This window comes from Hymenobacter sp. HDW8 (assembly GCF_011305775.1).
GTDB classification, from domain to species: domain Bacteria; phylum Bacteroidota; class Bacteroidia; order Cytophagales; family Hymenobacteraceae; genus Hymenobacter; species Hymenobacter radiodurans.
In genome coordinates this window covers 3,371,206-3,396,286 of sequence record NZ_CP049907.1, presented here as the reverse complement: position 1 = coordinate 3,396,286, position 25,081 = coordinate 3,371,206, and the positions used below count along the sequence as shown (strand labels likewise).

Sequence of the window (25,081 nt, the reverse complement as noted above, 5' to 3'; positions counted from 1 at the left end):
CTAACTTCTGCTCACAATTTGCTTCCATACGATAGGTCACCGGCGTCGCCGAGGCCGGGCATAATGTAGGCCTGGGCGTTGAGGCCTTCATCAACGGCTGCCACCCAGAGTGTAGCCTCTGGGATTTCGCGGGTTACATATGCTACGCCCTCCGGGCTGGCAATCACGGCCGCAATGTGTACCTGCCGAGGTGTGCCAAAGCGTAACATTGCTCTATACGTAAGTACCAACGATTTGCCCGTAGCCAACATTGGATCAGCTAGAATAAGTACTCGCTCGTCCAAGGAAGGGGCAGCCAGATAATCGACCTGCACTTGTACTTGTGAGGTGCCTTCTATGCGGTAGGCGGCGGCAAAAGCGCTGGGCGATTGGTCGAAATAATTGAGAAATCCCTGATGAAAAGGCAAGCCCGCCCGCAACACGGTAGCTAGCACCGGAAAGTCGCGGAGCTGTTGGCTATTGGCCGTACCCAGCGGAGTTTGTACCGCCTTATCAGTATAGCTCAGCAAAGAGCTGATACGATAGGCAATGATTTCACCTAACCGCTGAAGGTTGCGCCGAAAACGCAGGCTGTCGCGCTGCACGTCCACATCACGCAGTTCGGCCAGAAAATGATTCGCAATGGAGGGCTCGGCGCACACGATGTGCACGCGCTGGGAGTGTTCGGGAGTAGCTTCGGGCGTAGGGTTTAGCGCATCCATTGCAGATACCAGGGTTGGCGGGTTTGAGTGAGGGCCGCGTAAGGCACGGGCGTGGCGCCGAAGTTGGCGAAAAAACGAGCAATAGAAGGAATCATCCCGCCCTCAAAATCGAGGACCAAGCCGGGCGAGCCTGCATAGCGCTGAATTACATGGTCGAGCAGTAGTAGCGGGGCACCAACTTTTTTGCCCCCAGTGAGGCGGCAGCAAACAAATAAATGATCACATGGGCATGGTAAACAAACAATGCCCCGGCCAGCAACTCCCCGCTATCAGGCGCCCGCACCTCCAGTATCAGCAATCGGCTGTGCGTCGGCAACGCTTCTACTAGAGCCTCCAAGTACTGATATTCCTGGCTTTTCAACCCCACAGCCGCTTTCTCCTTTTTGAACAACTGAATAATAGCCGCCGCCGATGTCGTTTCGGTAACTACTAAGGACTGAGGCTGTTCCTGATTACGACCTAGACGGCGGCGGTAGTCGGGAGAATAGCCAGCAAGCAACGTAGCATAAACAGGCGCCAGATTGAGCTGATAGGTTTGGCGCGGAGCCAGTTTGAAGCCGGGCGGCGCAGCTACTAGTTCGTTTTGAGTGCTCAACTGCAAGTACAGATGCGCAAAACGACCTGCGGGCAGCAAAGCCAGATAGTCGAGCACATTGCGGTGGCGGCTGGCGGCGGTGGTTATCAGGCCAAGCTGCTGCGTAAAACGCGGCTGATACACGTCGCGGCCCCAAGGGCGTGTTTTAAGGGGCAGCGGAAATACAGAGACGTAAGTGCCGGTGTGTTCCTTCATTTCCACCACTGCATCCCAACGACCAGCCGTAGCCTCTAGCCACCAGGCGCATGCATACGGCAATGCCTGGGGCGCGGCCGCAATGCAAGCTTCCCAGGCAGATAGGTCTAGTTCAGAATGGCGGAGATAACGAAGCAGCAAGGGGAAGTTTGAAAATTACCAGACTTAGTACGGCAACCTGAAGCAAAGGAGCATGGCATTGGGGGGCTATTTTAGGGCAAAAAGATTCAGTAAGCCAGCTAACACGTCTTTTACGCAGCGAAGCCGGATCGATTTTCGCGCTCAACCTAATTTGCCCCCCAAGTGCGTAGTTTTGTACAGCCGGACGCCTCAGTGGTCGTTTGGTCCTACTAAGTAGTATGAGAAAATCGTTATTGCTGCTCACAGCGTTGAGCTTTCTGGCTGGTCAGGCCGTTGCCCAGGTAAACCCAACTGGCCCTACCTATCTCCGCATCGACACGCTGAGCGCCAAGCCTGCGGTTCCGGCTCAACCCCAAAGTGATGTGCAAGGCACTACCTATGTGCCACTCGACAGCGACGTGTATCGGCTCATCGACCGCTATACTATTCTCTTCGGCCCCGATTCGCTCAACGACCCGCATACTTCCGTACGGCCTTATACCCGCGCTAGCGTAGCCCGCTTAGCTGAGCGCATTCTTCGCGACAGCACCACAGTGGGTATCACTCGCGCCGACCGATTCAATGCTGACTACCTATTGCGCGACAACTGGCAGTACACGAAGCAAGATATTGCTGCCAATACGTCGAAAAAGCCGGTTTTGGGGCGGTTTTACCGCAATCAGTCCGATTTTTTCCATGTAGAAACACCTAGCTTCACCTTGCGCGTGAATCCGGTAGCCAACCTCTCCGTAGGCCGCGACACCGATATTGACGGCCTGCGCTACCTCAATACGCGCGGTGTGCAGGTAGAAGGTACCATCGACGAAAAGCTGGGTTTCTATACCTTTTTGGCCGATAATCAGACAGCAGCGCCATTTTATGTGCAGCAACGAGTACTGCGCGACAATATCGTGCCGCATGAGGCTTTCTGGAAAACCTATAAAAACCGCTCCGACCAGTACGACTTTCTGTCGGGGCGCGGCTACCTCACTTACGCCGCTAGTAAGCATATCAACCTCCAGTTTGGCTACGACCGCAACACCATCGGCAATGGCTACCGCTCGCTCATTCTGTCGGACTACGCGGCGCCTTATCTATTTTTAAAGGTGAATACCCGCATCTGGAAATTCAATTACCAGAACCTATTTGCGGAAATGACGGCTGAAAAGGCCAACCAAGACACTATTTATCAAAAGAAGTACTTCGCGCTTCACCACCTCAGCCTCGATCTGGCGCCTAATTTCAATGTAGGTGTGTTTGAGTCAGTGGTATTTGGGCGAGGCAAGGGCCGCTATGAGTTGCAGTACCTCAACCCGATCATCTTCTATCGATCTGTGGAGCAGGCTATTGGCTCCAATGACAATGCCTTGCTGGGCCTCGATTTCAAGTGGAATATTAAGCGGCGGTTGCAGTTGTACGGGCAGGTAGTGCTGGATGAGTTCGTTATCAGTGAGGCGCGGGCGGGCAAAGGCTCGTGGCGTAACAAGCAATCCGTGCAGCTTGGCGGCCGCTACATTAATGTAGCGGGTATCCAGAACCTTGATTTTCAGGGCGAGGTCAACTATATCCGGCCTTACACCTACCAACACCTCGATCAGTACCGCAATTATCAGCACTATAATCAACCCTTGGCTCACCCCATGGGGGGCAATTTGGTGGAGTTGCTTGGTATTATCAGCTACCAGCCCCTACCCCGTTTGAACTTAGTAGCCAAAGGATTCTACACCGTGCAGGGCAACGATGTGGTGGACGAAAACGGCTTCCTAATCAATTACGGTGGCAATGTACGGCTGCCTTACACCAATCGGCCGCTCCTGGAAAATGGCAACGTGCGCACAGAAGATTTCCGAGTGGGCGACGGCATCCAAACCAATCTTATCCACACCGATTTTACCGCCACGTATCAGGCCCGCCATAACGTATGGCTGGATGCGAAGCTGATTATGCGCCGCGTAACCAGCCCCGACGTAGATAACATAACGAATAGCACGGTGTACCCGTCTTTGGCTTTCCGCTGGAATATCGCGCAGCGTCTCCACGAGTTTTAACAGTTGCTGCGGGCCGTTATTCCATGACCAACCATTATCATGTCGTTATTGTCGGGGCCGGACCGGCGGGTACGGCGTGCGCGTTGGCGTTGCAGCATAGTGGTTTGCGCGTGGCCTTGATAGATAAGGACCAGTTTCCGCGCGATAAAGTCTGCGGCGACGCCATTCCGGGCTTAGCGCTCAAAGCTATTCGGCAACTCTCGCCCGCTTTGTATGACGAGTTGTATGCCTTGCCGCAGAAAGCCGAAACCCGCGACAGTCGGCTGTTTGCCCCAGATGGTGGCGATATCCGGGTGCGTTGGCAAATTCAAACCTTCAACAGCCCACGCCTGCACTTTGATGCGCGCCTGCTGGCGATGGTGCGAGCACACACCGCAACGCACGTTCAGCTCGATTTTGCGGTCAAAGACATTCACATCACGGCTGAGCAAGTCACGCTGCTGCCCGCCAACGACCAGGCGCCACTTACCTGCCAGCTGCTGATTGGCTGCGACGGCGCCAACTCGGTGGCTGCCCGCAAGCTCACCAAACGCCCCCTCGACCGCGCCCACCAGTGCGTAGCCGTGCGCGCCTACTTTCAGGGTCTCACCGATACCGACGAAACCACGACCGAGTTTTACTTCCTGCGCGAGTACATAGCAGGCTATTTCTGGATATTTCCAGTCGGCGACGGCGTATATAATGTCGGCTTTGGTATGCTCTCATCGGATGTGGCAGCCCAAAAGGTGGATTTAAAGAAAGTGCTGCTGGCCATCACTCGCGAGCATCCGCAGGTAGCCAAACGCTTTGCGCAGGCCAGCCAATTAAGCGAAATAAATGGCTTTGGTTTGCCGCTGGGGGGCAAATCTCGGCCTATCAGTGGCAACCGTTTCATGCTTTGCGGCGACGCTGCGTCCCTTATCGACCCGTTGCAAGGGCACGGCATCGACACAGCTATTCAAAGCGGTATACTGGCGGCCAAGCAAGCCCTACGCTGTTTCAAGCAGCAGGATTTCAGTGGGGCACAAATGCGCTGGTACGAGCAAGCGGTGTATCAACAAATAGGCAAGAAGCTGGCGCGTAGCTACCGGCTCATGCGGTTTATTTCCAGCAAGCCTTGGTTGGTAAATGCGGGCTTTGGCCTTGCCCGCAATGCATGGGTGAAGAAATGGCTGCTGAAAGTGGTCGGGTAGAAGCCGATTAACAGTAGGCTGCGCTAATGCCTTACCTTTGCGGCCTCCATGAAAACTTACCTCCGCATTCTGGGCTATGCGCGGCCATTCGCCGATTTCGTGCCCCTGTATTTTCTGTATACGGTGCTCGGCATCATATTCGGACTCTGCAACTTTACGCTGGTCATCCCGCTGCTCAACGTGCTGTTCGGCACTACGGAGCAGCACACCGCCACCGCTACCGCGCCGCCGGACTTCGCGCTGTCAATCGACTACATCAAGACGACATTCGATTACTACTTCACGCAGGTCACGCTTTCTCGTGGCAAGCTGGGCGCGCTGAGTTTTGTGTGTATGGTTCTGATTGTCTCGGTATTTCTGAGCAATCTGTTCCGCTATCTGGGCTTGCGCCTTATTGCCCGCGTTCGGGCCCGTGTGATTCGCAATATGCGCCACGCGCTGTACGAGCGCATTACGCAGCTTCAGCTCGGCTACTTTTCGGGCGAGCGGAAGGGCGACCTCATGTCGCGCCTCACCAACGATGTGCAGGAGGTAGAAGGATCCGTGGTAAACACCCTAACCGGCGTCATCCGCGACCCGCTGTTTATCGTGGCCTACTTCGTGCTTTTGCTGTATATGTCGGTGAAGCTCACGCTGTTCACTTTGCTTATTTTACCAGTGTCGGGCTTGCTGATTTCGGGCATTTCCAAGCGGCTCAAGCGGCAGGCTCACCAAAGCCAGGAGTCGCTGGGCACTATGCTGACGGTAATTGACGAGACGCTGGGGGGCATTCGGGTTATCAAGGCTTTCAATGCTCAACCCTACATTTTGGGCAAGTTTCGGGCGCAGAACAACGAGTACGCACGCACGCTGCGGGCCATGGCCAACTCTCGTGATTTGTCGTCGCCTATTTCCGAGTTTTTGGGCGTAGGCGTAGTAGCTGGCTTGCTATTCTACGGCGGCACTTTGGTGCTGTCGGGCGAGTCAGAGCTGACAGCGTCCGACTTTATCGGTTATCTGATCCTGTTTTCCCAAGTATTGGTGCCAGTAAAGGCGCTAGGCGGGGCGTTCAGTTACATTCAGCGGGGTTTGGTTGCTGGTGAGCGAATTCTGAAAGTGGTTGATACCGAGCCTATTATCCGCGATAAACCCGACGCGCACGTACTCCCGCCGTTTGAGCACCAGATTGAGCTGCGGAATTTACAGTTCAGCTACGGCGACCAGCCCGTACTCACTGATATCAACCTCATCATTCCGAAAGGCAAAACGGTGGCGCTGGTGGGGCCGTCGGGCAGTGGCAAGTCAACGCTGGCCGACCTGCTGCCACGCTTCTACGACCCCACTGGGGGGCAAATTCTGATCGACGGCCACGACGTGCGCGACTGCACGATCCACTCCGTGCGCGAGCAAATGGGCATCGTGACCCAAGAAAGCATTCTGTTCAACGATACCATCTTTAATAATATTCGCTTCAACACGGAGGCTACGGAAGCGCAGGTGATAGAGGCGGCCAAGATTGCTAACGCTCACGAATTCATTCAGCAAACCCCTGAAGGCTACCAAACCTTTATCGGCGACCGGGGTTCGCGCCTCTCGGGCGGGCAGCGGCAGCGCATCAGCATTGCCCGCGCTATTCTGCGCAACCCGCCCATTCTGATTCTGGATGAAGCTACCTCTGCCCTCGATACGGAATCGGAAAAGCTGGTACAGGAAGCCTTAACGCGACTTATGCAAAGTCGCACCTCGCTGGTTATTGCCCACCGCCTGAGCACCGTGCAGCACGCTGATGAAATTGTGGTATTGCAGAACGGTCGCATCGTGGAGCGTGGCACCCACGAAGAGTTGCTGGCGCATGCTGGTGGCTTGTATCAGCGCCTGAATAGCATGCAAACCAACGGCATATTGGTGTAGAATTTGGGCGATAATTAATTAATTGCTTCACGTTTGACCGCCCCGAAAAAGCCCCCCAGACCGTGAAAAAGGCGCTTAAATTCAACCGTTGAAGGCTTGGTTGCGTTTAGCAAGATGGTGCCAAGGTTGCACTACGCGACGAAAATGGGTAAAGGTCTATATTTAGCCCGCCGTTGTGGCTTCCACGCGTGGTCCGACCACCGGCTTTTCTTCCACTTAGCTTTCTCTTCCTATGCTTGCTTTCAAACGCTTAGTCAATGTAGTCGTCATGGTGTATTTACTCCTGGCGCTGCTGTTCATCCTGATGCCCGCGTCCCGCGACTTTATGATGTCATCAATGGGATTGAGTGGCGACTTAGGGTTGGCAACATTTTACAACACGATGTTTGTCATCGGAGCCGTATTGCTGGCTTTAGAGCTGATTGTAGAGAATCTGTACAATGTGGCCTTGCAGCGCGACCTTTCCCGTCAGGCAGGTAAGGTAAACGAGTTGAAAGCCCGCCTCTATGACCACCAGATGGAGCAGCGCGACCGGGAGTTGCAGGCCCGTCCGGTTACAACATCGGCTCCAGCGGCTCCCACTCGTCCCGCTACCACCACAGCCCCACCCGTTGTACCCGTTACCCCAGTGATACCACCTACTCCGGCTCCAGCACCAATACCGAACCCAGCACAATCGGCTACTACGACCACTACAACCACCCGCCTCGACCCGGTATATGTAGTGCCTACCGATCCGACGCCGGGCACCAATTTGCCCCCTAACCCCAATGTGGTAGAGACACCACCGCATTCCAATGTTCCGCCTGCTTCCGCCGCCGACCTCGAGACGCCGCGGACCACCCAGTATCCCTCTTCCCAACCTTAATAGTGACCAATTCGCTTACCAACCGCATTCAGGCCGAGCTCACGGAAGCTCGTACAGTCCTCGACCGTTTTCTAGCTGATCCAGCCAACCTTACTTCCATCGAGCAAGCGGCCCGTCTTATGGCTGAGAGCTTGCGGCTGGGGGGCAAAATTCTGACTTGCGGCAACGGCGGCTCTCTTTGCGATGCGCAGCATTTTGCCGAGGAGCTCAGCGGCCGCTACCGCCACGACCGTCCAGCCTTGGCGGCTATTGCACTCACTGAGGCTTCACATATGAGCTGCGTAGCCAATGACTATGGCTACGATCATGTGTTTGGTCGCTTCGTGCAAGCACTGGGTCGCCCCGGGGATGTGTTGCTGGCCATTAGCACCAGTGGCAATTCACCCAATATTTTACGCGCTGCCGAAGCCGCGAAGGCTGCCGGAATGCACGTAGTAGCACTTACGGGCAAAGATGGGGGGCAATTAGCGGCTCTCTGCGACGTCGAGATTCGGGCGCCGCATTCAGGTTATGCCGACCGAATCCAGGAGATTCACATCAAGGCAATTCACATCATGATTATGCTGATTGAGGAATTGGTCAACGAGAAAGCGGAGAGCTAGCACATTTCATCAGCTTATCTTTCTTCTCATTAACGCAGTTAAAAAAGCCGGCTTCAAAAGAGGCCGGCTTTTTGGTGTCTATCTTTGATCCAGCTTTCATCTTATCCTATTTAGTTTTTATCAATGCTTACCAAAACCTTCGGCTCAGCCGTACAGGGAGTTAATGCCAATACCATTACGATTGAGGTAGTTGTATCACAGGGGACTAATTTTTATGTAGTTGGCTTAGCCGACAATGCTATTAAGGAAAGCCAGCAGCGTATTGAGTCGGCCCTGAAGTTTCGGGGATATCGGATGCCGCGCACCAAGGTGGTTGTGAATATGGCGCCGGCCGACGTGCGCAAGGAAGGCTCAGCCTACGACTTGCCCATTGCGCTGGGTATTCTACACGCTTCTCAGCAGCTAAATACGGAGCAGCTCGGCGACTATATTATTATGGGTGAGTTGGCGTTGGATGGCAGTTTGCGGCCCATACGGGGCGTATTGCCTATTGCGATTCAGGCCCGTAAAGAAGGTTTCAAAGGCTTTATTTTGCCGCGCGAAAACGCCCAAGAAGCGGCCATCGTGAACAACCTCGACGTGATTCCGGTCGACAGTATGCAGCAGGCCATCGATTTTTTCGAAAGGCGCGAGGAAATTGCCCCCTTACGCATCGATACCCGCGACGTATTTCAGCACAGCGTCAACCAGTACACTGCCGACTTCGCCGATGTGCAGGGCCAGGAAAACATTAAGCGCGCGCTGGAAATAGCCGCGGCTGGGGGGCATAATGCCATAATGATTGGCCCGCCTGGCGCCGGAAAAACCATGTTAGCTAAGCGGTTACCCAGCATTTTGCCACTCCTTTCCATGCAGGAGGCGCTCGAAACCACCAAGATTCATTCGGTGGCTGGCAAGCTCGGCACTAATGCTTCCTTACTGACTACGCGGCCGTTTCGGGCACCGCACCACACTATTTCGGACGTGGCGCTCGTAGGTGGCGGCGGCAATCCGCAGCCGGGCGAAATCTCGCTTTCGCACAACGGTGTGCTGTTTCTGGATGAGCTGCCGGAGTTTAAGCGCACGGTGCTGGAAGTGATGCGTCAGCCGTTGGAAGAACGCCGCGTAACCATCTCGCGGGCGAAGGTGAGCATTGAGTTTCCGGCCAACTTCATGCTTATTGCCAGCATGAACCCATGCCCCTGCGGATACTACAATCACCCGGAGAAAGAATGCGTTTGCGGCCCCGGGGTGGTGCAGCGCTACCTTAACAAGGTAAGCGGCCCTCTCCTCGACCGTATTGATTTGCACGTAGAAGTCACGCCCGTCACGTTTGACCAGATGACGGAAACCCGCAAATCGGAAAGTAGCGCTGATATTCAGTTACGAGTAGAAAAGGCGCGGAAAGTGCAAAATGCTCGCTTCAAAGACTTTCCCGATATTCATTCCAACGCCATGATGCCTTCGCAGATGGTGAAGGATATCTGCCAGATAAATACGGCGGGCCGCGCTTTGCTTAAAACGGCCATGGAGCGCCTCGGCCTCTCCGCCCGCGCCTACGACCGTATTTTGAAAGTAGCCCGCACCATTGCTGACTTAGCCGGTACTGAAGAAATTCGCATCGAGCACTTGGCGGAGGCTATCCAGTATCGAAGCTTAGACCGCGAAGGCTGGGCCGGATAATTTTTAACTAACTGACCGATGTACAAGCGCTTCGTCAAACCTCTCCTTTTTCAACTCGACGCGGAGCGCGCGCATCACTTTGTTTTCGATAATCTCAAGCGCGGCTACCGCGTGCCGGGCACAGCCGCCTTGCTGCGCCGCCTCTATGATTTCCAGCATCCTAGTCTGGAACGAGAGGTTTTTGGGTTGAAATTCAAGAACCCTGTAGGCTTGGCGGCGGGCTTCGACAAAAACGCCTACCTCACCGATGAATTGGCGGCGCTGGGCTTCGGCTTTGTGGAAATTGGAACGGTGACGCCCCGGGCTCAACCAGGCAATCCAACCCCGCGGTTGTTTCGGCTGCCGGCTGATGCGGCCCTTATTAACCGCATGGGTTTTAATAACGAAGGTGCTGAGGCCGCAGCCGCGCGCCTTGGTCAGCGACGCTCGTCTATGATCATTGGCGGCAACATTGGCAAAAATAAGGACACGCCCAATGAGCATGCTGCCGCCGATTATATTGCCTGTTTCGATGCGCTCTCTGATGTAGTTGACTACTTCGTGGTCAACGTCAGCTCGCCGAACACGCCCAATTTGCGCCAGCTCCAGGAAAAAGCCCCCCTGATCGACTTGCTCCAGCAAGTACAGAGCCGTAACCAGGCCCGCCCCAAACCCAAGCCGCTACTGCTCAAAATCGCGCCTGACCTGACGGATGGCCAACTCGATGACATCTTGCTCATCGCCCGCGAAACCAAGTTGAGCGGCCTGGTTGCCACCAACACTACCATTAGTCGGGAAGGGCTGCAAATTGCCCCCCAGCAGGTACAGCAGCTAGGCGCAGGCGGGCTAAGCGGTCGCCCTTTGCGCCAGCGCGCCACGGAGGTAATCCGGTATTTACACCAAAAATCGAATGGCGAATTGCCGATTATTGGTGTGGGGGGCATTTTTTCGGCCGCCGACGCTCAGGAGAAACTCGCGGCCGGCGCAGCGTTGGTACAGTTATACACCGGCTTTATTTATGAAGGCCCGGCGCTGGTGAAGCGCATTAACCAAGCGTTAGTGCAGTAAGCTTTTCTAATCAACAAGCCCGTCATGCAGAGGCGGAGCCGAAGCATCTCGCGTGTTTAGTAAGATTAGTAATCCTGCGTCAGCACGCGAGATGCTTCGCTCCCGCTCTGCATGACGGGCGAAATAAATTTCCTTCTGGATCTGATGAGGAAGATCTAAGCCTGCTTCTGTAGGCGCACTTCTACAATTTGTTCCGGGCGCTGCCCCTGCGAGAATTTCGCTTTATAGCGCCGTTGCACCCACACTAGCGGCGGCACCATGACCAGCGTAGGCCACAGAAAATTCCAGGGCCAGGGAATGAACGTGAGGCTGGTAGCCGAAAAAGCTGATACCGCTGCGATGTAAGCTCCCACAAAACCCGATATGTGGTTGTGCAGCCATTGCCCCGTAGGCCAAGGGCCGGGGCGGCGAAACGCGCGCAACTGCTGCACGGCAAAGTTGGCCCCAATGCTGCCAAACACGAGCGAAATGACATTGCGGGTAACCAACCCATACACAATTGTACCCCCAAAAACCATCAGTCCCAGCCCTACTCCTATCCAATCATAGATGGAGGCTTGCTGCCCTCGGCCCATGTGTTTATGATAGAGGGAGCGATAGCCAAACCAGGCCAAGTACAAGCTAAAAATACCCGTCAGTAGCAAGAAGCTAAGGCCCTTGACACTAGCCGAAAAGATGGCTGTAGTTCCCGCAACTACCATTGCCCAAAAGAATATACGGCCCCAAAGTCGATGTGCAGGTCCACCTTTACGCACTGCCAGAGCGGCCGGCGCCATGAAAAAACCCACAAATCCGGCCCCAATATGAATCCAGCGGTTCAGCAGCAGTATCTCGTCCATGGCAGCAGCGAATAAGGGTTGATTATCAACCAACTCTGGTTGGTTGCTGTCAAATGTGGGCGAAAACGGGGTTTGAGTGAAAAAAATGATTCTGAAGCGTCGGAATCAATAGCTGAAGCAACGGCTCCGGCAGACGAACTGCTGAGTGCTTCTTCACCTGGGGGCTTTTTCAGAGTGCCTACGCTACCACTTAAGGCCTAGTAAGGACGAGATCAACTAGATCTTCATTCCCACTCGCCACTCAATTACGTCGGCGGCGCCGCGGTGCACTTTTAAGTCGATGGAGCCGAAAAGGCGCTCCGTAACGTGGTATTTCAAGCCGATGCGCTCGTAGTAAAAGCTGTTCGATTTGTACGGATTATACACGTAAATCCCCAGGTGCGTAACTACGGCCATGCGCCCAAACAGCAACTCATGACCGACGAGCACACCAGCCTTCTTCACATCAATTAGAGCTTCTCTGTTGCGAACCGTATCGCGCTGCTCAGCCAGCAAGCCCCGGTCATAAAAGCCCTCTACCCCGGCCACCAAATTACTTTTGCGGTTAACACGCCGACCGGCAACTACCGTCAGCGAGTTCACCAGATACTTCTGCCGGCTCGACTCGTTGCGCTGCTTGTAGCCGAGGGTACCACTGAGATTAAGGAAATTTCGGCCAATATCCTCGGGCACGTAGCCCGGCACCGTAGCCACCGGCCGAAACGGGCGCTGCTGATGGTAGTTCAGACCTACGACCACTGTAGGAATATTGATGCCTAGGTTGGGCTTCGTGGTAGCACCGTTGGAGTAATGATTAAGTCCCACGCCCAGTAATAGACCTAGATGCTGCGAAATAGCTACATCGTACTCGGCCCGCAGTTGCAGCGTGGCATTCAGACGTGAGCTGACAATCAGATTTTTATGGTTGGTTTCCTGATCGAAGCGTGTGGGAAAGTAGCCCAGACCAGTGCCCATGCGCAGGTTTAGCTCGTGGCGGGCCGTGCGCAAAAACGCCTTATTCAGGTACACGGTAGCGGCATACGACTTGCCCAGCACCGGATTGTGATAGTCGTAGTACGTGAAGGCCACGCCCACTTTCGGATAGCGATACCACGCGTGCCAGGGAGCATTGCCAGTGGTTTGGCGCTGCCAGTTCAGCTCAAATCCCGTTGGGTGTGCTTTCACTAAGTGTGCTACCCGCGGCGTATGGGCAATAATAAAGCCCCCCTGCACATAAGCGCCCATCACTAATGGCCCACGTGGCGCCCCAACGGCATCTGTACTCTGAGCTTGTACTGACTGGCCACATAAGCCTAGTCCAACGAAAGCAGCTAAAACAATACTGCCCCAATTCAATCGACCAAAAATAACCATAGAGCAGCGTATCGCGACTCAAAATTAGTAAAATCCAAGCCACCGCACCGCGGAAACATGTCTGCTGTAAAGTGATAACTAAGCTACTGACCTCATTGCACTTGTCGGAAACACGAGTGCTCGGAAGAGGTTTTGGGGACCACCCAACAAATATTAATTACGACCTGAGCCGCAACTTTTATACTCGCTTTTACGGTATGAGGGCCTGACAATCGTTTGTCTTGCTGGTATTAATACCAGATTTACAATGTTTTACAAAAACCTTTTATCCTTTTTATGAAAAAGTTTGCAGTACTAGCTTTAGGCCTTCTGACGGCTTCCGTCGCCCAAGCTCAGGACCCGGGCGGATTTCGCATTGGCGTAAAAGCCGGTGCCACTTACTCCAACATCAGCGGCGACAACGTAGAGCAAATCACGGGTGCGAATTATAGCAGTGACTTTGGTGACTATAAAGTGGGATATAATGCCGGTGTATCGCTGAGCATTCCGCTTAGCTCCGATGGCTTCTTCTCCTTCGCCCCTGAGTTGCTTTACAATCGCAAAGGCTACGAAATCAGCTCTACTTTGAAGAATCCAAGCGCTGGTATTTCTAAGCTAGAAGTCGAACAGTCGCGTGTTCTGCACTATCTGGATGTACCTCTTCTGGCTAAAATCAACGCTGGGGGGCTTTTCTTCGAGCTTGGTCCACAGGTGAGCTATTTGTTCGGTTCTAAAAACAAGAGCCAGACGACCACCAAGTACACCAACGGCGATAAGGACAAGGTAGAGGACAACTCAGGCTTTCTCGATTACACCGGTGTTAGCCGCGACGATGCCTACAAGTCTGACTTGGCGCAGTTCGATATTAGCGGTGTAGCCGGTATCGGCTACATGACGGAAGGTGGCATTAGCCTGGGCTTGCGCTATGCGCGAGGCTTCAACTCCCTCATTGACACCAAAGACACCGACAACGAGCCAAAAGCATTTAATAATGCTTTCACTCTACAGTTAGGCTACCTGATTCCAACGAAATAGGTAGTTGCTGTTCAGCTTCTTAGAGCGGGTTGCCATGGCATGGCAACTCGCTTTTTTGTTCTGTTTAAAATTTAAATAATCCCTTTTAAAGTCTTTTTTCGGCATGCTGGCACACTTTTCGTCAGCGGTTGAGGTGTGCAATTTATCTAACCAAACTTTTTTTGCGCCATGAAAAAAACTGCATTTGTACTCGCCACTCTGCTATCGGCTGCGGCCTTCGCTTCGTCCGATGCGCATGCTCAGGGCATTCGCTTTGGCATAAAGGGCGGTGCCAACTACTCCAACCTCTCCGGCGACCTGACCAACGAAGACATATATGAGAACAAGTTTGGCGCTCATGGTGGCGTCATGCTGAATATCGGCCTCGTAGATGACGGTTTCCTCTCCGTCCAGCCCGAAGTTTTGTTTTCCCAGAAAGGCTACAAATACGCCGATGACCAGTTCACCTTTTTAGGTCAGAACTATACCTACAAAGGCACCCAGACATACAATTACATCGACGTGCCGCTGCTGCTTAAAATCAATACGGGGGGCGTTTTCTTCGAGGGAGGCCCGCAGTATAGCTACCTGCTCAAGGTAAAAGACGAGTCGGAGCGCACTACCAACGGCACGGTGTTCAGCAAAGTGCAGAACGAACAGAATCTGGACGAAGTAAACCGTAACGAGATTGGCTATGCGGCTGGTCTGGGCTATCAGAGCGACGCTGGCCTGCTGATTGGCCTGCGCTACAACGGCTCCTTCACCGATTTTGCCAAAGATGGTTACCGTGACGACGAACTGCGCAACGCCCGCAACCAAGTATTTCAGGTATCACTCGGCTACCTAATTCCGAGCCGATAGAGCGATTTATAAAGTATTAATACAGAACACCCAACCGATCTGGTTGGGTGTTTTTTTTATTATTTATTAGCATATTTTAATATTTGGCATAATTATGAAGCACAACTGTTAGAACCATGCTTTTGACTGTATAAGGCGTGTAAACCATCTTATTTTATATTCTTAACTAATGAAAAAGGTTTTCCTTTCTTTCTTGCTAACTGCGGGTGTTGCTTCTTTCAGCCATGCTCAAGGCGTACAATTGGGTCTCAGAGCGGGCGTTAATCTGGCGAACTATGCCGGTGAGGGCAAAAAAACCTTTGAAGATTTTGCGGGCGTTGAGTTGAAGCAGTTGGTTGGATTTCATGGTGGTGTTACGCTGAATGCTCCTCTCAGTAGCGATGGCTTCTTTTCCTTACAGCCCGAGCTTTTGTATTCCCAGAAGGGATTCCGGATTGAGGAAGATGATGCCAAGCAAACAGTTCGTCACCACTTTATTGACCTGCCATTATTAGCCCGCATTAACGCTGATGGCCTTATTTTCGAAGCTGGCCCACAACTGGGCTATTTAGCAGCAAGCAAGTCTAAACTTGAAGCACCCAACGCCAATGATGAAGAGGACAGTGTTGAGGGTTACAACCGCTTTCAAATCGGCTACATTGCTGGTGTAGGATATCAGTTTGCCTCAGGTCCTAGCATTACGGTCCGCTATAATGGTGGTATCACGGGCGTTGAGGAAGATGCCGATGATGATATGAAAGCTCGCAATTCAGTATTCCAATTTTCCTTGGGCTACACCTTTGGTGGTAAATAGAGACTCCAATTAAAAGTACTAAGCCCGTTTTCCACCTTGGGAAGACGGGCTTTTTTTATGATAGTAATCCTATAAAAAAGCGTCAGTATCTGTAGCTACTTTTGACCGATGACTTCGTTAGTAGTCTTTCGCTCTTGGCATTTTATGATAAAGGCACTTTTAGGCTTCCTCCTGCTACTTATTACCAGCACCGCCAGCTATGCGCAACTCGTGCGCCTGCGGCCCGGCATCAAGGTGGGGGGCAATTTGAGCAGTGGCGTGGGGCGAGATGTGGAGGACAGCAAGTTTCGGGTGGGCTACCACGGCGGTGCCACGTTGAATCTGAGCGTTGGGGAGCGGTTTTCGTTGCAGACGGAAGGGTTGTACACCATCAAAGGCGACAAGTCGCTGGCTTACGGACCGAACATTCTAGCTGAGTTGCGCTACCTGGATGGCTTGGCACTTTTGCGCTACACCGTCACCGACATATTTTTCGAAGCGGGTCCACAGGTGGGGCGCTTGCTCTCAGTGAATAGCAATCTGGCAAGTGTAGCGGAGTTTAGTGTGGAAGAAGGCCCTTTCCGCCAACTGGAGTATGGTTACGCCATCGGTTTTGGCTACCAAGATCCGGGCGGTCTGAGCGCAGGTTGGCGCTACCTAGGTGGCCTCAGCAATATTTTTAAAGCCGTCCAGTTTTCGGAGACTGAAACCCAGCAGCTCCAGGCCCGCAACGGAGCACTTCAGTTTTACGTCGCCTATCGATTTTTCAATAAGAATAAATAGAGCAAAAAAGCCCCCCAACGCAGGCGTTGGGGGGCTTTTTTGCTCTACTATTCGGCAAGTATTATTTGCTGGCCGCCGCGTAGTTGCGGTAGAAATGCGGAATGGTTTCGATGCCCTTCAAGAAATTGAAGACGCCAAAATGCTCGTTGGGCGAGTGAATAGCATCGGAGTCCAGCCCGAAGCCGAGCAGCACCGTATCTAAGCCCAGCTCCGACTTGAACATGGCTACAATTGGAATTGAACCGCCGCCGCGCGTAGGCACCGGCTTCTTGCCATACGTAGTTTCGATGGCCTTAGCAGCCGCCTGATACGCCACTGAGTTTGTGGGCGTAACGACGGGCTCACCACCATGATGCGGCGTTACCTTCACCGTGACGCCTTGGGGGGCAATTTTGGTGAAGTGCTCCTGAAACTTCTGCGTAATTTCGGCTGATGTCTGGTGGGGCACCAGACGCATCGAGATTTTGGCGTAGGCCTTAGAGGCGATTACCGTTTTGGCACCCTCACCGGTGTAGCCACCCCAAATGCCGTTTACGTCTAGCGTGGGCCGGATGCTGGTGCGCTCGATGGTGCTGTAGCCCTTCTCGCCGTAAATGTCTTTCAGGCCAATGCTCTGTTTGAAATCCTCATCGGAGTGTGGGGCTTTGGCCATTTCGGCACGCTCCTCGGCGCTCAGCTCATCTACGTTATCATAAAATCCGTCGATGGTGATGTGGTTGTTCTCATCGTGCAGGCTGGCAATCATCTTGCAGAGCACGTTGATGGGGTTTGGAACTGCGCCTCCGTATATGCCCGAGTGCAGATCGCGGTTCGGGCCGGTCACTTCCACTTCGTGGTAGCTCAAACCGCGCAGGCCAACCTCGATGCTAGGCACGTCATTAGACAACATGCCGGTGTCCGAAATCAGAATAACATCAGCCTTCAGCTTCTCCTTGTTGGCTTTCACGAAGATGCCGAGGTTGTTGGAACCTACTTCTTCTTCGCCCTCAATCATGAACTTGACGTTGCAGGGCACGCCCCCGTCCTGGCTCATCATTTCGAAGGCCTTCACATGCATATACACCTGGCCTTTGTCGTCGCAGGCGCCGCGCGCGTAGATTTTCTCGTCTTTGATTACCGGCTCAAAGGGCGGCGACGTCCACAGCTCATACGGGTCGGCGGGCTGCACGTCGTAGTGGCCGTACACGAGTACCGTGGGCAGGCTGGGGTCGATGATTTTGTCGCCGTACACGATGGGATAACCGGCCGTCTGGCAAATCTCCACGTTTTCTACGCCGGCTTCTTCAAGGCGGGCTTTGAGAAAATCGGCGGCTTTAAGCACATCACCCTGAAACTTAGGGTCGGCGGAAACGGATGGAATACGGAGCCAATCGAGCAGCTCAGAGAGGAAACGTTCTTTGTTTTGGTCGAGGTACGTGGGCATGGGGCGGTGAGGTTGATTGGGAATGCAAGAGTAAAAGTAGGGAAGGAAATGGTATGGCTTCTCAGCAGCTGTATCCTTGTGTAAGAAGCTATATACTTAGCGAAATGGCAGCTTCTTATCTGATTATACGCTCAAACATATCTACCATTAAACTCCTAGGATCTTCTATTGGAGCTCTGTATTCTTCTCCAGGCAGTAATTCAACCATCGTTACTTGATGGCGCTGGCAATTTCTCAGATTGTAAGTGCCCTGTTTGTTAGGCATGAGAATATGAACATAATATCCCATGTCGTGCGACTGGTTGCATCTAGCAAGTGGCGGCAACTTTTCCAAGTTCATTCCGTCAAAGAGTCTGAACAAAGAATCCGTCATGATTGGCCGTGGAACTGTTAGGGAATAATTAGTACAAACTCTGAAAGATTGGGTAAACCCTTGGCCTTTTTTTACCCAGATAAGGTGGTACACAGCGTCCCAGGAACGTCCATTATCGAAGTCATAGCCAAAAACCATTATACTATCTATCCCTTGACGATGCAGTTGGGTAAAAGTGCCGCGCCATGAATTATCTAGACATTCAATAGAATCTGAAGCACGTATATCACGCACACTTTTAGGTGTGATACATGCTGCTAGGAGTAGAGATAATAGCAGTATAAAAGGGCGCAGAATCATTCAGAATTAAAACTACTTCCGCCCAAACAATGGTACCCGGCTCTCCGTCCCGGCGCGGAGGCGGCCAATATTAGCTCGGTGGGTATAAATCAGCAGCCCGGCCAGCACGAAGCCGAACACCAGCAGCAGCGAATTATCTGGCCGAAACGGGGGTAGCAATTGTAAAAAAGCAAACGCCACGCCCGCCGCCATCGACGAGAGCGATACATAGCGGGAAAGCAACAACACCGCTAAGAATACCAGAATACACACGCCCACGGTGGCCGGCGCAATGGCCAGCATCATGCCCAGCACCGTAGCCACGCCCTTGCCGCCCCGAAAGCCTGCGTAGATGGGATATATGTGGCCCACCACCGCCAGTACACCGCAGGCTAGCTGAAAGTACAGTAAGTGCCCGGCCTGAATAGCTCCCTGATTCAGCATCACCGTAGCCAGCGACGTAGCGGCCCAGCCCTTGAATACATCAATGGCCATTACTACGGAGCCAGGGCGCTTGCCCAGCACGCGAAAGGTATTGGTAGCACCCGAATTGCCGCTGCCATGCTCCCGGATATCCAGCCCGAAAAACCACTTTCCCACCCACAAAGCCGTTGGGATGGAACCGATCAGGTAAGCGGCCACAAGGAGGCCAAGCACAATAGCAATGTTCATAGGGCGGAAGGGCAGAAAGCGCGGATACGCTCAAAGATAGAAGTTGACTCCACCTTATACGCAAGTAGCAACATAGCATTACGAGAATACCTACAAAGGCTGTCATAACAAGTGCCACGGCGCACTTGCTTGATCAGCGGCGATTGGTCAATCTTGTATGTCATGCAGAGCGGAGCGAAGCATCTCGCTCGCGCCGTTAGAATACTAACCTCTCGCCAGTACGCGAGATGCTTCGGCCTCGCCTCTGCATGACGGACAATAAGGTATTGCATAAAAAAGCCCCCCATAAACTTTCTGGGGGCTTTTTTGCTTAAAGAATCTACTTTCTATGATCCGCCGAAGGGGTCTTCTTCATCGGCTTTTTTCTTCTTCTTTTTTTCCTTTTTAGGCTCTTCTACCGGCGCGTCGGCAGGCGGAGCAGCTTGGTCTACCGCTTCGTCTTTCTTTCTCTTTTTCTCCTTTTTCGACTCTTCCACTGGCGCATCGGCAGCGGGCGTGGTGCCTTCGTCGACTAGGGCTTCCTGCTTCTTCTTTTTCTTCTTTTTGCCGGTATCCTCCATGTTGTCGAAGTTGCCGGTGTCGTCGTTGCCGCTTACGATGGGAGTTGCTTTGCGCTTCTTGAGATCTTCGCCCAGATAGTCTTTGCGGAAATGATCGAGGAAGAGCTGCACCTCTTGGTCGTCGCCGAGGTAGAAGCCGTACTGGGTAGCCGTGTTGTAGTCACCCTTGGCTTTCAGGCTGATAATTTCATCGAAGGAGCCGTGCTGAGCTTTGGCCAGCACTACATTATTAGTGTACTTGATGTAGTACCACGTGCGGGGTTCGGCTTCCAGATAAATTTCAACCGCGTCGCCAGTGCTCTCCTTCTTGATTTCGATGTAACCGTCAATCAGCGCATTCAGGTCTTTCTTGCCTACGCTCGCCAGCCCAATTTTACCCACCGAGTACCAAGCTTTCTTCTTCTCCGACCATTCCAGATTTACCTTGCTCAGCACCAGCGTATGCAGGAATTTGGAAGACAGTTTTTGCAGAGGCACGTAGCTGCCCTTGCGAGCCGCGTAGCCTTGCACTGCCTTGCTACCAATAAACTCGCCTAGCTTATACAGCTCATTCTGCGAGCCGTCGAGCGCCTCGGGAGCCCCTTTGATACTGCCAGCTATATCGGCCGCCATTGCCTCGATGGCTTTTTCGGGCATGTTAATGTCGAACGCCATGAAGGTATCCAGCTCGTAGCGGTTGCTGTCGGGCTTGGCTTTGCCTACACCGGCGGCAGTTAGCGAGTAGTCTTTGTTGGAGGCAATCAACTCCATCTTGCCTCGGAAATTCATCACGCCCGTGGAGTCGTCCAGCTTCAACACCTGGCCTTCGTAGATGTTGATGTCATTCGCATCATGACGGGCAATGGTGAAGTTGCGCTTCTTAGCATCGAAGCGCATGGTGCCGTCTACCTTAAAGATGTTCAGGTCGGTCACGTCGGGCTTCACGGCCGCGAAGAGCGGATACACTTTGGCCGTGCTACCCGACATAAACAGACCAGTGAGCATGGGGGAGCCATCTTCCGAGGTCAGATCCTGCACCTTAATGCGCATATCCTTGGGGTCAATGCTATCCTGGACGGCAAACCAGCCACTGGCCGAGGGTTGGGAGCTGAAGTCGAGGCGCGCTTGCCCATCGAAGATGAACCCCTTACGCTGGGAGTTCAGGCGCACGTTGCCCCGATAAGGCACCCGCGGCGCCAATTTAAATTTCTCGGCGGCCTGGATGTTTGCCACCGCTACCGTGGCCGGCGACAGCGGGTTCATGATGTTCTCTTTTTTGCCCCCCAGCAAGCCTTTTCCGCCACCCTTGCCAACATTAGCTAAGCTGCCCTTCACGGCCACCGAATCGACGGCAAAGTTGGCAAACTTGATGGCGAACGAGTCGGCCGTGGCATTCTGGTAGCTGTACAATGCGTTGCCCGTGAAGGACGTACGCGACTTAATTTCTATCTGGCCCTTATACAGCTCGTGGAATTTACTGAGCGTATCCATCACGATTCCGGCATTCTGGAAGGAGCGCATTTGGCCGCTGCCCAACACGTACACTTTGCTGCTGTCGGGCGTAATCCAGGCGTCGGCGGAGGCAATGTAGGGCACACCACCGGCTACCAAGCGGTAGCGGCTCAGGTCATACTGGCCACTGGTACCTCTGAACTTTAGCCCCTTCTGTTCTTCTTTAGTAGAAAAGAAATACGCCTTGGTGGAGTCGGCGCCGGGCGCCACGCGCATCTGCACGAGCTTCTTCTTGAAGTCCCAACGGCCACCGCTTAGCGTCGTTTTGAAGTCCGAATAGGGCAGATCGATGCTCGCTTTGCTGCCTTCTTCGCGGGTAAAGTTGGCAAAGCCCTGCTTGATATCGTAGTCGAAGCCTACTTCGTTTGCCGTAAGCGCGGGCTTGTTTGCTTCCGACGATTTGATGCTCAGCGTTGACTTTTTACCCTTGTAACTGGTGGGTAAAAACGTGAACTGCTGCGAGCGAATAAACGACTGCGGCCCGTCCATCCCGCCGTTGCCATAAAGCCCTCCAGGCGTCAGAACGGCGGTACCCTTAAACCCGTAGTCGCCGGCGTAGAATTTCATGGCCATACCGTCGCGCGGGGTGCTGATGTACATGGAGTCGGCTTTCACCACCCATTTCATTTCATAGCCCGGCAATAGTGCCACATTGGCAAAATTCACCCCGTTGAGTGGTCCCTGCGCGATGTTTCCCGACTTACCCGAGGTCACGACGGAGTCCTGATAGAAGATAAACTGCTCACTTTGGAGCTTGCCCACGAGGTAAGTCAGCTCGCCATTGCCCTGAATACCGCGGTTGCTCATCTGCACCTTATTGTACAGACGACCTTTACCGCCGTACACCGGCAGCCCCTCTTTAGGAGCATTGTAGTTGAAGCCCAGCGAGCCGTCTTCCTGCAAGCTCAGTTTAGTTTGGATCGGCGGTAAAATGCCCCCCGACATGAATGTACCCTTGAACCCGACGGCCGAACGGTTCTTGTTATTCAGCGAGTCGAGGCGGAAGGGTGGGATGTCGAAGTACACGGCTGTATCGTAGGCGCCGCCTAGTACTTCGGGCTTGTTGAAGAATACATAAGCCCCTGTGGAAGCGTCGAAGGAAGGGTATGCGCCTAGCTTCTTGCGGCCCGACTTATTCTTAGGGTCGTTGATGTAGAGCTTACCCGACGAGCTTTTCTTCTTATTGGTCAGGGCAAAATCGGTGTCTTTGCGCGTCTTCATCACCGAGCCTTTCGAGTTTTTGCCCTTTACGATGATAGAGTCAATCTTCACCAGATCAATAAAGAAGCCATCGTAGTCGAACTTAAACTCCTTCCCCTTGAATATAAATGCCGAAGCCACCACGGTACCGTTGAAGAGTACGCCGCGGTTTTTCTGAATGCGAATCGTGCTGCTATCCGGCTTCACGTACACTGTCACCGAGTCGTCGGAGAAGTTGAAGCGGTCCACGCCGCGCACAATCAGGTCGTTGCTGTTCAGGTCCAGCGTCGCATTCTTGCCACTCGGCGACAACGACTTGATGGCAATGTGGTCGTAGTCTTTTTTGCCCCGCGAGGAGCGCACATAGTGGGTGGCTTTGGGCAGTAGAGTCACTTCGTCGGTGGCAGCATTCCAGGCCACATAGCCGTCGCGGGCAAGGCCCGATACGGCGGAGCGCACGTTGGCTTCCTTCACTTTCAAATCGGAGGCCATTTGCGCTACCGTGAAAGTTTTGGCATCGCCGTGGGTCTGGCTGTAGCCCACTACCATTTGCAGGGGATGCAGCTTGTTAATAGCCTTGATCTGCTGGTAGCGCGTATTTGTGTAAAACTCCTTCGACTCGAAGCTGGCCGTTACCTGGTTCTTGGCAGTCAGCATGGAGAAGTCAATCAGGGGCGTGCGAATGGGCCACGTAAGCAGCTCCGTCGCGATTTCCATCTGATGGTAGGAGTCATAGTAAGGCGTATTTTTATATAAGCCATCTTCCCGATTCAGCTGCAATACCTGGCCGCGCTTGCTGTACTTGAGCTTCACGCCGGGGTGGGTCAGGGAGTCGGCTTTATCCTGATAAATGGTAACGCCGGCGCGGGCAGCCGTAATGATAGAATCGCCGAGCACATACGCCCGCGACGTGGCCGCAAACTTGGTTTTGCCGTCGGCCTCCACCGTAATGCGCGACAAGCTGCCGTCGAGCGAAGCGCTGAGCATCTTGCTGCCCGCCAATGAAAAGCCCCCCACATAGCGAATGTTGTCGCCGAGGTTTTTTACGCGGGCATCATTGGTAAGCGAGATGAAGCGCGGGTAGCCGGAGTCGGTGGCACCAGGCTTTTTCTTTACGCTTTTATAAGAAAGTGCGCCGTCAATAGGGGCTTCCAGCACCGCCGGGTACGTGAGGGTAACGGGTTCGGCGGTGAATTCAGCTTTAGCAATATCGAAGTCATAGCTGGTCAGGTCAGCCGTGACGGGATTGTTATTAATGGTCCAGGCCATTTGCCCGCCTTGCCCCACAAAGCTGCTACGACCGGGCACTACAATGCCACTGGTTTTACGTAGCACAATGCTGTCGCCGGGAGTGGCCATCAGCAGGTCGGCATCCTTAATAATGAGGACCGGGCCGCGCGTGGGCGGAGCCATGTACGAATCGTAGCTGTTATCGACGAAGGCGGGCTCGGGAGCAGGTTCGGGCGCTTTTACGGGCGCAGCGACTTTAGCTGGCGTCTTGGCAGCAGTTTTGGCGGGAGCTTTTGCTGGTGCTTTCTTCTTGGGAGTGCCCCAGCCGTCATCGTTGCCCCAGCCATTGTCGCTACCGGAGTCCCAAAGGTCAGCGGTGTCCCAGCCATCATTACTTTTCTTCTTGGCGGGCTTAGGCTTTGCAGCGGGTTTGGCGGCAGGAGTTACAGCCAGCGGCTCCGTTTTTACGACGGGTGCAGGTGCGGGCGCAACTAACTTAGGCCGCGGCGGAGCCGGCAGTGGATTATCGTTTTCGTTGTAGGCGAAGGTAAAATTGCCCCCCACTACCCGCAGATTATTGTAGCGCGAGCGATACAGGGTTTTGGTATTCAAAAACTGCGCGGTGTTGGTCAGAAACTTCTCCGTCGTCAGCAGATCCTCTTTGTCTACCGCCTTAGCTACTACGCCCAGCAGTTCCGTCATCTGCTGATCGGAGAGGTTTTGACTCGCGCCCGCCAGCACGGCATTGAACAGTGACTCGAAGTGGGGCCGGGGCCGATATTTCTTCTCCAGCATCTGCTGGGAAATAGCCACAATGGAGGCCTGCTGCGTGGCCGTGAGCTTATTGCTAGCCCATAGCTGCTGTAAGCTGGCCGCAGAAGCTTTGGCCGCAGCGTTGTTGGTGCTGGCCATCATGGACTGCACATCCAGAATATATTGAGCTGGCTCCTGGGAAAGCTTGCCTCCCTTCGGACGAGGCGCGGCCGCAGGCGCACCCGCTACCGGCGTTTTGGGCGGGGCTTGCTGCCCCCACACAGGTGTGTTTCCCCCTATTATCAGCAAACAAAACCAACCAAAGACAAGATGCTTCATACTCACGCCATCAGGACCATAATAAGACAGCTACAATTTCGCAAAAACCACGCAGATTTTCGTAGTGACGCCCCGAAAACGGCGTAGTTGCAGGATTTGCGGCTTTTTATATAGAATAGTACCTAGTGAATACACTATAAATGAAACCATCAGATACTATCTAATATCATTAAAATACAAAATACACTCTCACAAACAACTCTGCTGTTTTGTTACAAAACCTGAAGAGTAGCTTGAAGGCAGACACAAAAAAGCCCCCC

At 53.4% G+C, this 25,081-nt stretch carries 19 protein-coding genes; 11 read left to right on the top strand and 8 right to left on the bottom strand.

What is annotated here, in order from left to right; genetic code table 11:
* Window positions 1–11 precede the first annotated feature (11 nt).
* Genes upp through G7064_RS14430 form a run of 3 tightly spaced genes read right to left on the bottom strand, consistent with a single transcriptional unit; the run spans window position 12 to window position 1,632 of the window.
* Window positions 12–701 carry a uracil phosphoribosyltransferase gene (upp, locus tag G7064_RS14435; protein ID WP_133274128.1) on the bottom strand — a complete coding sequence of 230 codons (690 nt, stop codon included), beginning with the start codon at window positions 699–701 and terminating at the stop codon, window positions 12–14.
* A complete protein-coding gene (locus G7064_RS22765; RefSeq protein WP_262888613.1) occupies window positions 689–820 on the bottom strand; it encodes a hypothetical protein in 132 nt (43 codons plus the stop codon). Before G7064_RS22765 ends, upp begins: the two co-directional genes overlap by 13 nt.
* 26 nt (window positions 821–846) lie before the next feature.
* On the bottom strand, window positions 847–1,632 hold the full coding sequence (locus G7064_RS14430) for a GNAT family N-acetyltransferase (RefSeq protein WP_166074142.1): 786 nt from the start codon (window positions 1,630–1,632) through the stop codon (window positions 847–849).
* Between the two features lie 218 nt (window positions 1,633–1,850).
* Here G7064_RS14430 and G7064_RS14425 point away from each other — a divergent pair, with 218 nt between their 5' ends.
* The 7 genes from G7064_RS14425 to G7064_RS14395 all read left to right on the top strand — a co-directional run bounded on the left by G7064_RS14425 (window position 1,851) and on the right by G7064_RS14395 (window position 10,900).
* Window positions 1,851–3,659, top strand: coding sequence for a capsule assembly Wzi family protein (locus G7064_RS14425; protein WP_240935508.1), 1,809 nt, complete (start codon window positions 1,851–1,853; stop codon window positions 3,657–3,659).
* Window positions 3,660–3,682: 23 nt separating this feature from the next.
* A complete protein-coding gene (locus tag G7064_RS14420) occupies window positions 3,683–4,831 on the top strand; it encodes an NAD(P)/FAD-dependent oxidoreductase (protein WP_166074141.1) in 1,149 nt (382 codons plus the stop codon).
* A gap of 48 nt (window positions 4,832–4,879) precedes the next feature.
* Window positions 4,880–6,721: an ABC transporter ATP-binding protein gene (locus G7064_RS14415; RefSeq protein ID WP_166074140.1), complete on the top strand. Its 1,842-nt coding sequence runs from the start codon at window positions 4,880–4,882 to the stop codon at window positions 6,719–6,721.
* Window positions 6,722–6,953: 232 nt separating this feature from the next.
* Complete coding sequence (locus G7064_RS14410) at window positions 6,954–7,589, top strand: hypothetical protein (RefSeq protein WP_166074139.1); 636 nt, start codon at window positions 6,954–6,956, stop codon at window positions 7,587–7,589.
* A gap of 2 nt (window positions 7,590–7,591) precedes the next feature.
* Window positions 7,592–8,191, top strand: coding sequence for a D-sedoheptulose 7-phosphate isomerase (gene lpcA, locus G7064_RS14405; protein WP_166074138.1), 600 nt, complete (start codon window positions 7,592–7,594; stop codon window positions 8,189–8,191).
* Between the two features lie 123 nt (window positions 8,192–8,314).
* Window positions 8,315–9,853: a YifB family Mg chelatase-like AAA ATPase gene (locus G7064_RS14400; RefSeq protein WP_166074137.1), complete on the top strand. Its 1,539-nt coding sequence runs from the start codon at window positions 8,315–8,317 to the stop codon at window positions 9,851–9,853.
* Window positions 9,854–9,871: 18 nt separating this feature from the next.
* Window positions 9,872–10,900 (top strand): quinone-dependent dihydroorotate dehydrogenase, encoded by a 1,029-nt coding sequence (locus G7064_RS14395; RefSeq protein WP_166074136.1) that lies wholly within the window; start codon window positions 9,872–9,874, stop codon window positions 10,898–10,900.
* Window positions 10,901–11,055: 155 nt separating this feature from the next.
* On the opposite strand, the gene G7064_RS14390 is transcribed toward G7064_RS14395, so the two are convergent.
* Both G7064_RS14390 and G7064_RS14385 read right to left on the bottom strand, forming a co-directional pair.
* Entirely contained in the window at window positions 11,056–11,739 is a 684-nt protein-coding gene (locus G7064_RS14390; protein WP_166074135.1) for a cobalamin biosynthesis protein, read from the bottom strand.
* Window positions 11,740–11,955: 216 nt separating this feature from the next.
* Window positions 11,956–12,963, bottom strand: coding sequence for an acyloxyacyl hydrolase (locus G7064_RS14385; RefSeq protein ID WP_240935884.1), 1,008 nt, complete (start codon window positions 12,961–12,963; stop codon window positions 11,956–11,958).
* Window positions 12,964–13,368: 405 nt separating this feature from the next.
* Here G7064_RS14385 and G7064_RS14380 point away from each other — a divergent pair, with 405 nt between their 5' ends.
* The 4 genes from G7064_RS14380 to G7064_RS14365 all read left to right on the top strand — a co-directional run bounded on the left by G7064_RS14380 (window position 13,369) and on the right by G7064_RS14365 (window position 16,501).
* A complete protein-coding gene (locus tag G7064_RS14380) occupies window positions 13,369–14,106 on the top strand; it encodes a porin family protein (protein WP_133274137.1) in 738 nt (245 codons plus the stop codon).
* Between the two features lie 168 nt (window positions 14,107–14,274).
* A complete protein-coding gene (locus G7064_RS14375) occupies window positions 14,275–14,946 on the top strand; it encodes a porin family protein (protein WP_166074133.1) in 672 nt (223 codons plus the stop codon).
* Between the two features lie 169 nt (window positions 14,947–15,115).
* Window positions 15,116–15,739: a porin family protein gene (locus G7064_RS14370; protein WP_166074132.1), complete on the top strand. Its 624-nt coding sequence runs from the start codon at window positions 15,116–15,118 to the stop codon at window positions 15,737–15,739.
* Between the two features lie 144 nt (window positions 15,740–15,883).
* A complete protein-coding gene (locus tag G7064_RS14365; protein WP_166074131.1) occupies window positions 15,884–16,501 on the top strand; it encodes an outer membrane beta-barrel protein in 618 nt (205 codons plus the stop codon).
* 61 nt (window positions 16,502–16,562) lie between these two features.
* Here the strand turns inward: G7064_RS14365 and G7064_RS14360 are convergent, their stop codons facing one another.
* The 3 genes from G7064_RS14360 to G7064_RS14350 all read right to left on the bottom strand — a co-directional run bounded on the left by G7064_RS14360 (window position 16,563) and on the right by G7064_RS14350 (window position 24,764).
* Window positions 16,563–17,924: a dipeptidase gene (locus tag G7064_RS14360; protein WP_166074130.1), complete on the bottom strand. Its 1,362-nt coding sequence runs from the start codon at window positions 17,922–17,924 to the stop codon at window positions 16,563–16,565.
* 685 nt (window positions 17,925–18,609) lie between these two features.
* The gene (gene plsY, locus G7064_RS14355) at window positions 18,610–19,248 is read right to left on the bottom strand and encodes a glycerol-3-phosphate 1-O-acyltransferase PlsY (RefSeq protein ID WP_166074129.1); all 639 of its coding nucleotides are present in this window, start codon (window positions 19,246–19,248) and stop codon (window positions 18,610–18,612) included.
* A gap of 326 nt (window positions 19,249–19,574) precedes the next feature.
* Window positions 19,575–24,764: a hypothetical protein gene (locus G7064_RS14350; protein ID WP_166074127.1), complete on the bottom strand. Its 5,190-nt coding sequence runs from the start codon at window positions 24,762–24,764 to the stop codon at window positions 19,575–19,577.
* Window positions 24,765–25,081: the final 317 nt, after the last annotated feature.

Bases quoted from the DNA above. Each gene is read 5' to 3' on its own strand.
- G7064_RS14395 (WP_166074136.1), top strand. From the start codon at position 9,872: ATGTACAAGCGCTTCGTCAAACCTCTCCTTTTTCAACTCGACGCGGAG.
- G7064_RS14420 (WP_166074141.1), top strand. From the start codon at position 3,683: ATGACCAACCATTATCATGTCGTTATTGTCGGGGCCGGACCGGCGGGT.
- G7064_RS14380 (WP_133274137.1), top strand. From the start codon at position 13,369: ATGAAAAAGTTTGCAGTACTAGCTTTAGGCCTTCTGACGGCTTCCGTC.
- G7064_RS14370 (WP_166074132.1), top strand. From the start codon at position 15,116: ATGAAAAAGGTTTTCCTTTCTTTCTTGCTAACTGCGGGTGTTGCTTCT.
- G7064_RS14425 (WP_240935508.1), top strand. From the start codon at position 1,851: ATGAGAAAATCGTTATTGCTGCTCACAGCGTTGAGCTTTCTGGCTGGT.
- G7064_RS14390 (WP_166074135.1), bottom strand. From the start codon at position 11,739: ATGGACGAGATACTGCTGCTGAACCGCTGGATTCATATTGGGGCCGGA.
- G7064_RS14415 (WP_166074140.1), top strand. From the start codon at position 4,880: ATGAAAACTTACCTCCGCATTCTGGGCTATGCGCGGCCATTCGCCGAT.
- G7064_RS14410 (WP_166074139.1), top strand. From the start codon at position 6,954: ATGCTTGCTTTCAAACGCTTAGTCAATGTAGTCGTCATGGTGTATTTA.
- upp (WP_133274128.1), bottom strand. From the start codon at position 701: ATGGATGCGCTAAACCCTACGCCCGAAGCTACTCCCGAACACTCCCAG.
- plsY (WP_166074129.1), bottom strand. From the start codon at position 19,248: ATGAACATTGCTATTGTGCTTGGCCTCCTTGTGGCCGCTTACCTGATC.
- G7064_RS14385 (WP_240935884.1), bottom strand. From the start codon at position 12,963: ATGGGCGCTTATGTGCAGGGGGGCTTTATTATTGCCCATACGCCGCGG.
- G7064_RS14360 (WP_166074130.1), bottom strand. From the start codon at position 17,924: ATGCCCACGTACCTCGACCAAAACAAAGAACGTTTCCTCTCTGAGCTG.
- G7064_RS14400 (WP_166074137.1), top strand. From the start codon at position 8,315: ATGCTTACCAAAACCTTCGGCTCAGCCGTACAGGGAGTTAATGCCAAT.
- G7064_RS14375 (WP_166074133.1), top strand. From the start codon at position 14,275: ATGAAAAAAACTGCATTTGTACTCGCCACTCTGCTATCGGCTGCGGCC.
- G7064_RS14365 (WP_166074131.1), top strand. From the start codon at position 15,884: ATGATAAAGGCACTTTTAGGCTTCCTCCTGCTACTTATTACCAGCACC.